A 13,952-nucleotide genomic window follows, 5' to 3' on the forward strand; every position below is an offset into this window, starting at 1 on the left:
GATAGTTTCGCCAGGCCGCGGGAGAATGGTTGGGCCCGCGCGGTAATGGCCGTATCATCTCCCCGCTGAGAGCGGCCTATAACGTCGAGAACGCTGTATATCGTCGAAACCGGCCGATAAAGCCGCACGCCGGGACGATAAAGGCCGCCCTCGCGACGCCCGTGCAACCGCCGCGTCGGGGGTCGACCGTCGTCAGCTCGGTCAACCCGCGTCAGCATACGTTCCGCCCCTCGCGCGGCTACGGCTGCCCGGGGCTGGTGGCGCGGCGGTGGCCGACCCGGTAGTCGCTGCCGTCCGGCTCGCGGTCCAGGAAGCCGTCATCGACCAAGGCACGGCGGAGCATCGGCACATCGGAGGTGAACGCGGCCAACCGGGCGTTCAGGTCCTTCTCAGTCATGACCTCGCCTCCGGCGATGACGCGGTCGCGGATATGGCCCAGCAGTTCCAGCCGGTCGGAGGCGCGGGACGGCAGCACCACCAGCCCGCCGGTGAGGAACCTCTCCGGCCCGGCCGGACCGGGTTTCCGGGCCGCGGCCAGCGCGGCCTTGAAGACGCCCGGCTCGACGGCGAGGGCACCGCCGTCGTCCGTCACCAGGCCGGAGGCAACCAGCTTCTGCCGTTCCTTGGGGGTCATCTCCGGCTGTTGGCCCAGCACCAAGGCGGCATAGAGCCCGCGCAGCCGCTCGCTGGCCAGGGCGGAGAGCAACTGCTGCCAGCTGGCGGCGGGCCCCGGCCGCTCCCCCGTCATGCCGTGCCGGTTTCCAGCAGCCGGCGGAAACCGTCCTCATCCAGCACGGTCAGGCCCAGGGACTCGGCCTTGTCCAGCTTGGTCCCCGCGTTCTCGCCGGCCACCACATAGCTGGTGTTCTTCGAGACGGAGCCCGAGGCCTTGCCGCCGCGAATGATGATCGCTTCCTTGGCCTCGTCACGGCTGAAGTTCGGCAGCGTACCCGTCACCACCACGGTCAACCCCTCCAGGGTGCGGGGCATGCTCTCGTCCACCTCGTCGGCCATCCGCACGCCGGCGGCGGCCCAGGCGTCGACAATCCCGGCATGCCAGTCCTCGGCGAACCACTCTTTCAGCGCCGCCGCGATGGTGGGACCGACGCCGTCGACGTGCGCCAGCTGGTCCTCGCTGGCGGCCCGGATGGCGCCCATCGAGCCGAAGGCCGTGGCCAGGGCGCGGGAAGCGGTGGGACCCACGTGCCGGATGGACAAAGCCACCAGGACGCGCCAGAGCGGCTGGGTCTTGGCCTTCTCCAACTCCTCGAAGAGCTTCTTGGTGTTGGCCGTGGGAACCGAGGGCTTCTTGGCGGTGCCCTTGGTGAAGAAGTAGGGCACCAGCTCGGTCTCGCCGGTGGGCACACCTTTAACCTTTTTCTCGCGCCGGATCCGCACGTCGGCCAGGTCCTCGGGCCTGAGGCTGAAGATCCCGGCCTCGTTGGTGAGCGGAGGCTGTTCGGGTTCGGCCGGCCGGGTCAGCGCGAACGCCGCCTCGTAGCCCAGCGCTTCGATGTCGAAGGCCCCGCGGCCGGCCAGATGGGCCACCCGCTCGGTCAGCTGCGCCGGGCAGGACTTGGCATTCGGGCAGCGCAGGTCGACGTCGCCCTCCTTGCCGGGAGCCAACGGGGTGCCGCACGAGGGGCAGTCGGTGGGCATCACGAACTCGCGCACCGGCGGATCCTGCGCCTCCCGCAGCGCCAGCACCGGACCCACGATCTCCGGGATGACGTCGCCGGCCTTGCGCAGCACCACGACGTCGCCGATCTTCACGCCCTTGGCCTTGACCACGTCCTGGTTGTGCAGCGTGGCCATCTCCACGGTGGAACCGGCCACCTTCACCGGCTCCATCACCCCGTACGGCGTCACCCGGCCGGTGCGGCCCACGTTCACCCGGATGTCCAGGAGCTTGGTGTGGACCTCTTCCGGCGGATACTTATAGGCCACGGACCAGCGCGGCACCCGCGAGGTGTGGCCGAGCGCGCGCTGCAGGCCGAAGTCGTCCACCTTGACCACGATGCCGTCGATTTCGTGCAGCAGGTCGTGGCGGTGCTCGCCGTAGTGCTCGATGAACTCCAGGATCTCTTCGTAGCTGTCCACGACCTTGAAGTAGGGGCTGGTGGGCAGCCCCCATTCCTGCAGCAGGGCGTAGGTCTCCGATTGGCTCTCGGCGTCGAGCCCTTCGCGGGCGCCGATCCCATGGACAAACATATGCAGCGGCCGCTCGGCCGTCACCTTCGGGTCCTTCTGCCGCAGCGAGCCGGCCGCCGAGTTCCGCGGGTTCGCGAACGGCGCCTTGCCCGCCTCCACCATCCGCTCGTTCAGCGCCAGGAAGTCCTTGGTGGGGATGAAGATTTCGCCGCGGATCTCCACCTCGGCCGGGATGTTGCTGCCGGAGAGCCGGCGCGGGATGTCCGCAATGGTCAGGGCGTTGTGGGTGATGTCCTCGCCGGTGGTGCCGTCGCCGCGGGTTGCGGCGCGGATGAGTTCACCGTTGCGGTAGAGCAGGTTGACGGCCAGGCCGTCGATCTTCACTTCACTGAGCCAGCGCAGCTTCCTGCCGTTGCCTAGGTTGGCCACCGACGCCGTGGCGCGGTCCACCCAGGCCTTCAGCTCGTCCAGCGAAAAGACGTCCTCCAGCGAGTACATCCGCTGCAGGTGTTCCACCGGGGCGAAGGCGGCCGAAACCTCGCCGCCGACTTCCTGCGTGGGCGAGTCGTTGGCCACCAATTCCGGGTGCAGGGCCTCGATTTCCTCCAGCCGCCGGTACAGCCCGTCGAATTCGGCGTCCGAGACCAGCGGGGCGTCCTCGTTGTAGTACGCGTAGCGGTACTTGCGGACGTCCTCGGTCAGCTGCTCGTACTCGTGGCGGATTTCGTCGCTGGGAATCCCGCTGGCAGGTGTTTCGACTGTGCTCACCTGACTATCTTGCCCGAGAAGCGCGGTTCAGGCGACGACGGCGGTGCCCGCGTGCCCGGGGTGGACCGGCGGCCGCTCAGTCTTCGGCGTCCGGCCGTTCGTCGAGCAGCGGCAGGTCGGCCGCGGTGACCAGGTGGGAGGTGACGGCGTGTTCGACCAGCCGCGCACGCCGATTGGTGGCAAGCTTTCCGCCGCCGCCGCGCAGTCCGGCGACGCCCACCCGGTCCAGTTTGTCGCAGACATTGTCCAGCTTGCGGTTGAACTTGGTCAGGGGCCACCCCAGCCTGGCCGCCGCCTGCGAGGACGACGGAATCGAGCTGAGCCCGGTCCCGTCACGCCTGAGCATCGGCTCGGCCAGGGCCAGGATCAGGGCCTTCTGCGACGCGGTGAACACCACCGGACCAATGGTGGTCTCGCCCACCGCGTCCGTGTCCCGGTGTTCCTGGCGGAACGACGGAGTCTTCACGTGGACCGACAGCTCATAGGTTGTGGGACCGGCCGTGAAAACGATGTTCGTCTGGCTGAAGACCATCGGGATCCGCGCTCCCGGCGCCAGCCATGCCTGCATGCCCCCGGTCGAATCGGCGATGGTCGCGGAGATGAGGGACCCGACGTTGGCCAGCCACCAGATGCCGTCGTAGTGGGCAATCTGCAGGAACTTGCGGTGCAGGTAGGGGTTGTCGTCGATCTCCAGGTCGCCTTCGCGCCCAATGGTGAACACGTCGTCGTTCGTGGCTTGGTACCATTCGCCGCAGAACTCAATGCTCACATCCGCCACCGCTAGCCCCCTTGTCTGCGCCGGCCAGGGGTCGGCGCGTGATTCATCGTTCCAAACCTACCCGCAAAAGCCACGCAGTCCGGGCACACTACTGATCCGCGCAACCGCGGACCGGATCCGAGGCCCGGCCGTTGACCCGCACCACCACCACTTCGATGCAGGTGCGGTCGTTCTGCGCCAGTGTCACGGTCGCCTCGGGCTCGCCGGTGCGCTCGGGCTCGCCCCGGCCCAACGCGGTAACGGGCGTCCAGATGAACAGGTCGCCGTCCCGCGGGTCCGGATTAATCCAGCTGAAGACCGCCTCGCCGCCCTCGACCCGGCCAACCAGGTCCTCGGGCGGCACCACGTTGCCGGACAGGCCCTCCAGGGCATTCGCCGGCGGCCGGTTGACGGGGGCCTCTGCCACCGCAGCCTCCGGTGCGGGCCGGTTGAGCACGACGGCGGCGCCGGCGAGCACCGCCGCCGCCGCGACCGCCCCCGCCACCCACGCCCAGGGGCGACGCCGCGCAGCGCCGTCCTGTTCCGTCGCTGCATCCCGTTCGGAGTCCCGCAGCACGGTGGAGCCGTCCGGAGCCGGCTCAGGGGGCCGTCCCTCGGCGCCGGGCAGCCGCGGCCCGGGAGCGCTGCCTGGTGCCGGCGGCGGGTCCCCGGGCAGCCGCCCGGTGCGTTCGGGAAAGGCGAAACCGGGCGACGTCGGTACCGTGCCGGCGGCCGGGTCGATGGAGACGATCCCGCGGACGCGCGTCGCCTCGCCGTCGTCACCGCCGTCCGCTTCAGCCGGCCGCGCTTCCTCCAGCACCTCGAACGGCGTCACCGAGAGGTTCAATTCCGCCTGGACCCGCTGCAGGGACAGCGCGAAGGCATAGGCGGAGGTGAACCGCGACCCCGGCGACTTGGCCATCGCCGTCGCCAGGGCCAGTTGCAATGATGCGGGCACGTCGGCACGGCGCAGCGGCGGCAGCGGCGCATGGGCAATCCGGTCCATCAGGTCCCGCTGGGAGTTGTTTCCGCCGGGCTGGATGAACGGGGACCGGCCGGCCAGGAGCGTGTAGATCGTGGCGCCCAGGGACCAGATGTCGCTGCGGGTGCCGTTGCCGGCATTGCCCCGGAAGGCTTCCGGCGGCGACCACGGTATGGACATGCCGGTGTCGCCATCTCCGCCGTCGGTGCTCGAGGAAATGCCGAAGTCGGTCAGGGCCGGCCGGTTGTAATCGGTGACCAGGATGTTGGCGGGTTTGATGTCGCGGTGCGCGATTCCGGCCCGGTGCGCGGTTTCCACGGCCGAGGCCACCTGGATGCCGAGGGCCAGCACTTCGTCCACCCCCAGCGGACCGTTGCGGTACCGGACGTCCAGGCTGGGACGTGAACAATACTCCATCGCCAGGTAGGAATGTCCGTCGGCGGTGAGATTCGCCTCGTAGATCGTGACGATGAACGGATGGGTGGACAGTTGCGCCATGAGGTTTGCTTCGGATTCGAAGCGGCGTCGGGCGTCCTCGGTCTTCAGTCCGGACAGCAGTACCTTGACCGCAACCCGGCGCCTGGGCCGATCCTGTTCGTACAAATAGACGTCGGAGAAACCGCCGGAGCCGAGCAGCCTGACGTAGCGGTACCCGTCGATCGCGGGCGGCGGTGCGGGCGGGCGCTTCAAACTCACGGCAGGTCCTCAAAGCGCAGGGAAATGCCGTCGCCCAGGTCCGCGATGTCCCCGTCCAGCAGCATGACCGCCTCGCCGTGGCCCAGACGCCGGGGCGCCTGCTGGCCCCGCAGGAGCAAGGTCCCGTTGGTCGACTTCAAGTCGGCAAGGATGACGTGCCACCCTTCCAGCCGGACTTCCACGTGCGAGCGCGAAATGTCCCCGCTGGCACTGTGCACCGGCACCAGCCGAGGCATCACCCTGCCCTGGACCCGGTTCGCGGAAGGCTGCCGTCCGACGATCACGGGCCTGTCCAGTTCCACCACTTCGCCGGTGGACAACCGCAGATGCCCCAGCGCCGGCCGCTGCACCTCCCGGGCCTCGCCGTCCAACGGCCCGCCGCACCCGGAACACGCCGAACTGGTCGGTGGATTGGCGTGGCCGAGAGCGCACACCCGGGCCAGCACCATGGGGGCGGTGCTCGGCGCCGGCGCCGCCTCGGGTGCGGGTGCCGCCGGAACCTCGGGCAGGTCGCTGCGCATCAGCGTCTGCCCGTCGTGGTCGCCGGCATCGTGGTCGCCGGCGCCGCGTTCTCCGCCATCGTGGTCGCCGCCGTCGAATCCGGCCGGTGGGCTAGCGACGGCGGCAGGGCCGCGGTTGGCAGCCGCGGCCGGTTCCGAATCCCCCGCCGCTCCCGCGGCCGATGCCGTGGCGGCCGCGCGGGCGGACGCAGAGGGCGTCAGCCAGGGAACGGCATCGATCAGGTCCAGCGGCTGGCCGGGCCGCCCGGTCGGGCCAGCCGCCGCGGGGCGTGGTGCGGCGGCGGCCCCGGCCGGGACATCGCCGGCGGCGGCTGGGGGCGGCGGCGGTTGCAGGTTGGCACGCTGCGCGGCGGCGTGGACAACCGTCTGGTCCAGGCCATCGTCTGCCGCCGCGGGGTCCGGTTCCGCGGGGGCGCCGGCGGCGTGTCCGGCTGGGGGCGCCGGTTCGTCTCCGGGCGTCCATTCGGCGGCGGCGCCCTCGGACTCATCGTCCGGCACGTAGAGGCTGGTCAGGTCCAGGCTTTCGGCCCAGCCGGCGCCGGCGGACTTAGGTCCTGCCGGTTCGGGCTGCGCGGCCGGAACCGGGCCGGATGCGGGAGCCGGTGCCGGTGCGGGCGCGGAGGCAGGTGCAGAAACGCCGGCCGTCCAATCCGTTCGGGCCGGATCGGCTGCGCCCCCTACTCGGGGCTCCCGTCCGGCTTCCAGTGCCGCGCCCATGCGCAGGGCACCCAACTGTACCGCCCCGGCGCTCAGCGGCAGCCACCGTCCCGTCCGGCCTTCGGGCCGGGCGCCGTCGGGCCCGGCCGCAATGGCCACATTGCCGGCCGACAGCCGTCCCTCGGTCCAGCTCGAGACGCCGCGTCCGCTCAGTTCCTGCCCGTCCGGGTCGGCGGACACCACCACGTCGCCGCGGAGCACCGCGTGGATGCCGCCGGAGCAGGAGACGATGCCGAACTGCGGCATGGCTGACAGGTTGGCGCCGTACCCGGAGACCACCGTTCCGAGCAACGTTTCCAGCGTGGCGCCGGACTCCAGCGCCTGCCACAACTGCTGCACCAGGTCCTCGGGAGCGCCGGGTTCGAGGAGCACCGCCGTGCCGCCACTGACCAGCCCCAGCCAAGGCCCCGGGCTGTACGTCATGCCCGCCATCAGGCGTCCTCCTCGGCGGCTGCCTGTTCCGGGGCGTCCAGCCGGGGCAGCGTCGTCGTATCCTCCTGCCGCGGGGCGGTCGAGGCGTCATCGGCGTCGCCTGCGGGACCGGCTACATCAACGACGACCACGGTGATGTTGTCGCGCCCGCCGGAGCGCAGCGCGGCCTGGATCAGTGCATCGACTGCGTCCTGGGGACCGGATACGGAGGTGAGGATGGCGTAGATGTGGTCGTCGCTGACCTCCGAGGTCAGCCCGTCGGAGCAGATTATGATCCGGTCCCCCGGCTCCACGGGCACCATCCAAAAATCCGGCTGGTTGTCTTCGCCGGTGCCCAGCGCCCGGGTAATGACGTGCCGGCGGGGGTGCACCAGGGCCTCCTGGGCGGTGATTTGTCCGGCCTCGAGCAGTTCCTGCACTTCGGAGTGGTCGACGCTGATCTGGACAAGCTTGCCGTGGCTGAGCCGGTAGGTGCGGGAATCGCCGACGTTGAACACGAGCCAATACGGCACCCCGCGTTCGGAGACCAGCGCCGCCCCGGACACCGTCGTGCCCGCCCGCGATGCAGCCGCCGCCCTGATCCGCGCGTCCGCCCGGCCGATCAGCTGCTCCAGCTCGTGCGCGCCGAGTTCGTGGCTGGCCACGTAGTCCCGCATCGTCTCCACGCAAATGCGGCTGGCCACTTCGCCCGCCTCGTGTCCGCCCATGCCGTCGGCCACCGCGAACAGCGTCCCGTCGGCCAGATACGCGTCCTCGTTCAGCTGCCGCCGCAACCCGCGGTCGGACCCGGCACCGACAGTGAGCCGGATGGGCTCCCCTCCCGACGCCGTGCTCATGCCCGTCCGATGGTAAAGCTGCGGTCGCCGAATTCGACGGTCGCGCCGGGTTGCGCCGCCACGGGATCCCCGGGGGCCAGCTGACGGCGGATGCCGTCGCCGCCGGTCACCGCGGTCCCGTTGGTGGAGTTGCGGTCCGTCACCCAGACGGTGCCGCCGTCGACCCGCAGCAGCAGATGCGTCTTGGAGACGGAACGTCCCATGTCCGCGAAATCGATCAGTTGGTCAATGTCCTCGCCGGCGCCTGCGGCCGGGTTGCGCCCGATCAGGGCCGTCGTTTCAAGTACCACATCGCGCCCGTCGTCGAAGGTAATCGTGAGGGGGCCCGACGGCGGGGCCACCGTGCGGACCCGGGTCGCCGCGAATTCTTCGTCCGGGTGGTGGTGCGGTTCGGCCTCCGCAGCTATCCGTGCCGGAGCCGGGGCCGGTGACGGCGGCTCACCCGGGGCGCCCAAGCGGTCAGCCGCCGGCGCCGGCGACACGTCGGAGCCGGGGCGGGCCGCCGGCAGCTTGGCCGCCGGTGCGCCCGTTGCCGGACCGAATCCCGGGATCGCGGCAATGACCCCGGAGGGCTGCAAAGCCGGCTCAGCGCCGGGCCGGCGCGGGTCTTGTCCGTCCGGTGCCACGCCGGCAAACCCGGCGCGGGCGTCCGTACCATCCGGGGCGAAGGCCGCCGGCCCGTAGAGCCCGCCGGTGGTCAGCGGATCGCGGCCCTGTGCCACGTCGAGCACCAGTGTCTTGGCCACCTTGTCGTGCCAGCCCTGCCGCCTGTGGTTCCGGTCCCAGACGTTGGAGACCACCACCACGACCGCGCCCACCGCCAAGACCAGTCCGCCCACGGCGATGATCAGCCCGCGCAGGAAGATGGCTCCCCAGCCGGCCGCGTGACCGTCCTCATTCGCGGTCCGCAGGCCCAGCAGCACGTTGCCGGGAGTCTTGCCGGTGGTCGCTTCCCAGCCCCAGAGCCAGATGGTGTAGGCCAGCGACAGCACGGTCGCCAACCCGATCCACAGGAACAGGCCGCCCAGCGACTCCGCGGCAGCGGAGGCGCTGCCCGAGGCCGCGGCTTCCATCACGGCCGGCACGCTGGCAGCGTAGGCGGCCAGCATCAGCACGGCCGGCGGAATCTTGTCGATCAGCCACGCCCCCAGCCGTTTGCCGACCGGGGCGCTGACCAGATTCAGTCTTGCTGCCACGTGCTGCTCCCGCCCTGTTCCGGCCGTCCGGCCTGTGAGTCTACTGTACGGATTCTAGTGGCGGCCGTTGTCCGCCGCCGCGCCAGCCGCCTCCTGGCGTCGGCAACCAGCGAGCGCGGCGTGTACTTTGCCCGCTGCCGCTGCCAGAAACCCAGCGAGTCCTTCATCTTCGCCAGCGAGTCGTCCACCTGGTCCCAGTACTGCTGCACCTGCACCTCCGTCGGTTCGGCTGCCCCGAAGATCGCCGCGTCGGCCCGGTGTGCCAGCAGCGTGGTGCCGTCCGCGGTGGCCGGGAACTGCCCTGCCAGCGCGGCCGCGTGCTCGCGCCGGGTGGCGTTGGCGGGGGCGCTCGCTCCCATATCGGTGGCCAGGGACATCACCTCGCGCCAGCCGCCGCCCACGCGTTGGCTCGGCAGGCCTTCGCTGGCCCGCCGCTTGCGGCGGCGCAGCTTCAGCCAGGCGATCAGCATCAGCGGCAGCAGCAATACCGCCAGCGGGAGGGCGGCCAGGCCCACGGCCGCGAAGAGCCAGCCCCACAGTTCCCAGAACGATTTCTCCTGCTGCTCGGCGTCCTGCGGCTCCGGGGCGGTGTCCGGCGGCAGCTCGGCCGGTTCCTGCGGCGGAGGGGGCGGCTGCAGAACCTGCGGCTTGGGCGTCGACTTCGGCTCCTGCTGCGGCGGCGTCGGCTCGTTGTCCTCGTCCGGCGTCGGATCAAAGGCGACCCAGCCGGCATGCTCAAACGCCACCTCAACCCAGGCGTGCACGTCTTCGCCCTTGATTTGAACGGCTTCCCCGGCGGACCGGCCTTCCTTCGGATCCGGGTAGAAGCCCATCACCACCCGGGCCGGGATGCCCAGGTGCCGGGCCATCAACGCCATTGCGACGGCGTACTGCTCGTCGTCGCCAATCATCTGGTCGGCGTCCAGCAACTGGATCATCCGCCCCGCGTGGTGGCCGGAGAGGCTGCGGGCCTCATCTTCTTTGCCGTTGCTGAAGAAGCCGTTCTCGTGCAGGTTCCGTTCCAGTTGGCGCACCTGTTCGATCGGCACCGTCGCTTCGCCGACAAACTCGTTCGCCTTGGCCGCGACGATGTCCGGCACCCTGGCCGGTTTCGGCAGCCGGACGGAGGCGAAGTCATACTGTGCCAACTGGGCGTCCTCCAGCCGGCCGGGGAACGTGGTCTCTACCGAGTAGCTGTCTCCGGCCAGCAGGTACCGGGTGGTCAGCGCCGTCTTGGAGTCGTCGTTATAGAACAGCGAGCCGCCCAGCTCGGCCGCCCGCTCGCCCTGAAACGCCATCCCGTCGATGTGCCCGCCCACGGGAAGCCAGACGCCGCTGTAGTCCCCGATCCGGATGTCGAGCCGCGCGGTGCCGCCGGACGCCGGGCCGAGCGAACCGGCGTCGCCGACGGGCTTGAAATTGCCCCCGCTTTCGGGGTTGACGTTGTAGACCGTGCCGTCGAAGGTATCCAGCGCCGCCAACCGCACCCGCTGGCCCTCGGGCAGCCCCGCGACGGTGAAGAGCGTCTCCTCGGCCCGGTCCTTCACGTAGCTCCGGAAATCCATCAGCGGGCTCGGATAGTCGTAGAGATTGACCGGGGGGACGACGACGTCGCGCAGCACCTCGCGATCGCCCCGCGCCGTGAGTGCCGGGCCGGCCAGCGCCGTGAGCGCCACCGCCGACGCCAACATTCCCGCGCCCAGGCCGAGCCTTCGCCGCGGCCCTGCCCGGTGTGCGGCGGGATCCGCCGGCGCCGCAGTGGCCACACCGGCAGCGGCATCTCCCCGGGCCAGGTGGCGGTGCCACGCCAGCCAGGCCGCGGCCACGGCGACCAGCAGCACGCCGCGCAACACCGGCAGCACCGGGACATCGGTGCCGAACGCGATGCCCAGCAGGAAGAACGCCAGTACCGGCAACAGCGGCCAGTACGGCCCGCGGAGGCGCCACGCAAACGTGCCGGCCAGCAGGGCGGCGGCCAGGGCGCCCAGGAACGGCACCACCAGCATCCCGCCGGAGATCCCTACCGGCGGGGCGACGGTGAGGATGTCCTTCCACGCGAACACGAAGCCGGTCAGCACGGTCCGCAGCGACTCCAGCGACGGCAGGACGCCGCCGATGGCTTCGCCGGGCGCGGCGAAGGCGCTGCCGAGCAGCAGGTACGCCGCGAGTCCCGCGGTGGCCGTGGACAACAGACCCAGCCGGTAGCGCGCGCCGACCAGCGAGAGCAGGAGGCCGACGGCGATGCCACCGAAGCCCGCGCTCAGGTAGCGGCCGTTTCCGCCGAAAACATGATGGAATCCGGCCAGTCCCAGTCCCAGCAGCAGCACCAGGACAGCCGCGTCGACGGCCACCTGTCCCGCGGGCCGCGGCAGCCGGGTCGACAATCCGCCGCCGGCCGGCAGGCGCCGCTTCCGCGGGGCGGCAGGGCCGGCGTCGTTCTGTGCTGCGGCGGCACGGCCGCGCACCCGCCCGGGTTGCTGCCCCGGAGACGGAGCGTTGGCGCTGCCGCTCATGCGGCGGCCTTCCGCAACACGAGGGCCAGGTCGTCCAGGGTGGACAGGGACAGCACGGACAGGTCGCCGATGGTCGCCCGGGCGGCCTGGAGGCCGCCGCCGCAGCGGATGGCGAACGCACGGATGCCAACCGGAACGGCCGACGATGCCTGGCGCAGCTGCGTGGCGGACACGTGATCACCGACGACCAGGAACATGACGGACGCATTCGGAACCGCGTCGGCGGTACTGCGGGCCAGTTCCACCGCGGTGGAGCGCTGCGGTTTGCCCTCGATCCGGGTCATTTCATCGAGCAGGATGCGGCCGGTTTCGCTGCGCAGCGGGCCCCGCTGGGTCAGGACGCTCAGGTTGCGCTCCTCCCGGATGGCCTGCAGCCCGATCGAGGCGCCGACGGAGACCGCCAGTTCGAAGTCTTCCTCCGAACCGTATTCTTCGGTGTTCGTCGAGACCGCGACGGCGAGATGCGCGCGGCGGGTTTCCTCGAACTGGCGCACCATCAGCGTGTTGGTGCGCGCCGTGGTTTTCCAGTGGATGTAGCGGCGGTCGTCGCCGGGGACGTAATCGCGCAGCGCGTGGAAGGAGACGTCGGCGCTGGCCAGTTCCTTGGTGGGCAGGCCCTCGAGGTCGCGGATGAACCCGGCGGCCGAACTGCCCAGCGCGGTGGTGCGCGGATGGACGAACAGGTCGGTCGGTTCCGTCCACATCATCTGGCGGCGGAGCAGGCCCAGCGGATCCTGGCGCACCGAACGGACCGGGCCCACCACGATGACGGCGCGGCGCTGCGTCGGGATGGTGAACAGGTCCTCGTGCACTTGGTCGGCCTTCATGCGCGGCAGCTGGAACACGGCGGTGGCCGCTCCGACCGGCAGCTCCAGCGCCGCCGGCAGCAGGGGTTTGTCCGCGGTATTCGTCACCGCTATGCTCCCCACGGCCTGGTCGCCGACCGCGACCCGGGTGCGGGCCAGGTCCAGTTCCACGCCATACGAGGAACGGCCCAAAACAAAACCTATCGCCAGCAACAGCAGAAACAGTCCCGTGAGTGCCGCGATCTTGGCTTCCTGCCAGCCGAAGGCCATCCCGGGCACCAACAGCAGGACCGTGCTGCCGGCAACCACCCAGCCCAGCGGGCTCACCGTTTCCAGCACGGGCCGCAGGTAGCGCTCGGCGGCGTCCTGGGCCCGCTGCCAGCCCGGCCGCACGTACAGCCCTGCCAGCGAACCGGCCCGGGCCGCCAGCGAGGCCGGATGCAGCGTGCTGCCTTCGTCCGGAGCCACCCGCCGGATGGTTTCGCCGAGGCCGGCGAACCGCTTCGTCTGCTCCGTGGCCCGCTTCGTCGTCGTCTCGGTCATGCCGCCGCTTCCGGCCGGAGATCTTCCGTCGGCACGGCCCTAGACCGTCACTCGCTGCTGGGGCGCCGGCACGCCGGCCAGCACGCGTGACATCACGGCCTCCGGGGTGGCGCCGGCAAACTCCGCCTCGGGGTCCATCACGAACCGGTGGTTCCAGACCACCGGAGCCAGTTCCTTGATGTCGTCCGGCAGCACAAAGTTCCGCCCCTGGGAGGCGGCCCAGACCTTGGCCGCCCGGACCATGGCCAAGGCGCCGCGGACGCTCACGCCGAGGCGAGACTCGGCCGCGTTGCGGGTTTCCTCGCACAGGGCGGAGACGTATTCCAGTACCGACACGTCCACGTGGGTGGCGGCCGCGAGATCAGCCATGTCCCGCACGGCCTGCGGGGTGATGATCGGCGTCAGGGCCGCCGACCGGTCGCGGGTGCCGGCTCCCGCCAGCAATTCCACCGTGGACGCGCGGTCCGGGTAGCCGATCGACGTCTTGATCAGGAAGCGGTCCAGCTGGGCTTCCGGGAGGCGGTACGTGCCGGCCTGCTCGATCGGGTTCTGCGTGGCGATCACCATGAAGGGTCGCCCGGCGTCATAGGTCACGCCGTCCACCGTCACCCGGCCTTCTTCCATGACTTCCAGCAGCGCCGACTGCGTCTTCGGCGAGGCGCGGTTGATCTCGTCCGCCAGCACCACGGTGGCGAAGATCGGGCCCTTGTGGAACTCGAACTTCTGCGTCTTCTGGTCGTAGATGGTGATGCCGGTGACGTCCGAGGGCAGCAGGTCCGGCGTGAACTGGATGCGCGAGTTCGAGCCCTGCACGGTGGCGGCCAGCGACCGGGCCAGCATCGTCTTGCCGGTTCCCGGGGCGTCCTCCAGCAGCACGTGCCCCTCGGCCAGCATGGCGGTGAGCACCAAGCGCACCACTTGGTTTTTACCAAGCACGGCCTGGCCGACATTGGCGGCCAGCTTCCCGAACGTCTCGGCGAACCACTCGGCCTGCTCGGAAGTCATCGTCATGCTGTTCCCGGTCTCTCTTCGTG

At 70.6% G+C, this 13,952-nt stretch carries 10 protein-coding genes; all 10 read right to left on the reverse strand.

The genetic code is table 11. The features are described from left to right. Window positions 1–238: 238 nt before the first annotated feature. Window positions 239–748, reverse strand: coding sequence for a DUF2087 domain-containing protein (locus tag AC5RWG_RS13925; protein ID WP_494167173.1), 510 nt, complete (start codon window positions 746–748; stop codon window positions 239–241). After that, window positions 745–2,919 carry an NAD-dependent DNA ligase LigA gene (gene ligA / locus AC5RWG_RS13930; protein WP_494167174.1) on the reverse strand — a complete coding sequence of 725 codons (2,175 nt, stop codon included), beginning with the start codon at window positions 2,917–2,919 and terminating at the stop codon, window positions 745–747. Before ligA ends, AC5RWG_RS13925 begins: the two co-directional genes overlap by 4 nt. 76 nt (window positions 2,920–2,995) lie before the next feature. Continuing rightward, on the reverse strand, window positions 2,996–3,697 hold the full coding sequence (locus AC5RWG_RS13935; RefSeq protein ID WP_494167175.1) for an FHA domain-containing protein: 702 nt from the start codon (window positions 3,695–3,697) through the stop codon (window positions 2,996–2,998). A gap of 88 nt (window positions 3,698–3,785) precedes the next feature. After that, entirely contained in the window at window positions 3,786–5,354 is a 1,569-nt protein-coding gene (locus AC5RWG_RS13940) for a serine/threonine-protein kinase (protein ID WP_494167176.1), read from the reverse strand. Next, entirely contained in the window at window positions 5,351–7,024 is a 1,674-nt protein-coding gene (locus AC5RWG_RS13945) for an FHA domain-containing protein (RefSeq protein WP_494167177.1), read from the reverse strand. Before AC5RWG_RS13945 ends, AC5RWG_RS13940 begins: the two co-directional genes overlap by 4 nt. Then, window positions 7,024–7,860 (reverse strand): PP2C family protein-serine/threonine phosphatase, encoded by an 837-nt coding sequence (locus tag AC5RWG_RS13950; RefSeq protein ID WP_494167178.1) that lies wholly within the window; start codon window positions 7,858–7,860, stop codon window positions 7,024–7,026. The genes AC5RWG_RS13945 and AC5RWG_RS13950 overlap by 1 nt, the downstream gene beginning before the upstream one ends. Beyond that, window positions 7,857–9,056, reverse strand: a complete 1,200-nt coding sequence (locus tag AC5RWG_RS13955; protein ID WP_494167179.1) for an RDD family protein — start codon at window positions 9,054–9,056, stop codon at window positions 7,857–7,859. Before AC5RWG_RS13955 ends, AC5RWG_RS13950 begins: the two co-directional genes overlap by 4 nt. After that, complete coding sequence (locus AC5RWG_RS13960) at window positions 9,041–11,569, reverse strand: DUF4129 domain-containing transglutaminase family protein (RefSeq protein WP_494167180.1); 2,529 nt, start codon at window positions 11,567–11,569, stop codon at window positions 9,041–9,043. The genes AC5RWG_RS13955 and AC5RWG_RS13960 overlap by 16 nt, the downstream gene beginning before the upstream one ends. Beyond that, window positions 11,566–12,918: a DUF58 domain-containing protein gene (locus AC5RWG_RS13965; protein WP_494167181.1), complete on the reverse strand. Its 1,353-nt coding sequence runs from the start codon at window positions 12,916–12,918 to the stop codon at window positions 11,566–11,568. The genes AC5RWG_RS13960 and AC5RWG_RS13965 overlap by 4 nt, the downstream gene beginning before the upstream one ends. Window positions 12,919–12,957: 39 nt before the next feature. After that, window positions 12,958–13,929 carry an AAA family ATPase gene (locus AC5RWG_RS13970; protein ID WP_494167182.1) on the reverse strand — a complete coding sequence of 324 codons (972 nt, stop codon included), beginning with the start codon at window positions 13,927–13,929 and terminating at the stop codon, window positions 12,958–12,960. Window positions 13,930–13,952: the final 23 nt, after the last annotated feature.

This window comes from Arthrobacter sp. Y3221160 (assembly GCF_059092585.1).

Excerpts from the sequence above, each read along its gene's own strand:
- AC5RWG_RS13925 (WP_494167173.1), bottom strand. The coding sequence starts at position 748 with ATGACGGGGGAGCGGCCGGGGCCCGCCGCCAGCTGGCAGCAGTTGCTC.
- AC5RWG_RS13945 (WP_494167177.1), bottom strand. The coding sequence starts at position 7,024 with ATGGCGGGCATGACGTACAGCCCGGGGCCTTGGCTGGGGCTGGTCAGT.
- AC5RWG_RS13950 (WP_494167178.1), bottom strand. The coding sequence starts at position 7,860 with ATGAGCACGGCGTCGGGAGGGGAGCCCATCCGGCTCACTGTCGGTGCC.
- AC5RWG_RS13960 (WP_494167180.1), bottom strand. The coding sequence starts at position 11,569 with ATGAGCGGCAGCGCCAACGCTCCGTCTCCGGGGCAGCAACCCGGGCGG.
- AC5RWG_RS13965 (WP_494167181.1), bottom strand. The coding sequence starts at position 12,918 with ATGACCGAGACGACGACGAAGCGGGCCACGGAGCAGACGAAGCGGTTC.
- AC5RWG_RS13970 (WP_494167182.1), bottom strand. The coding sequence starts at position 13,929 with ATGACGATGACTTCCGAGCAGGCCGAGTGGTTCGCCGAGACGTTCGGG.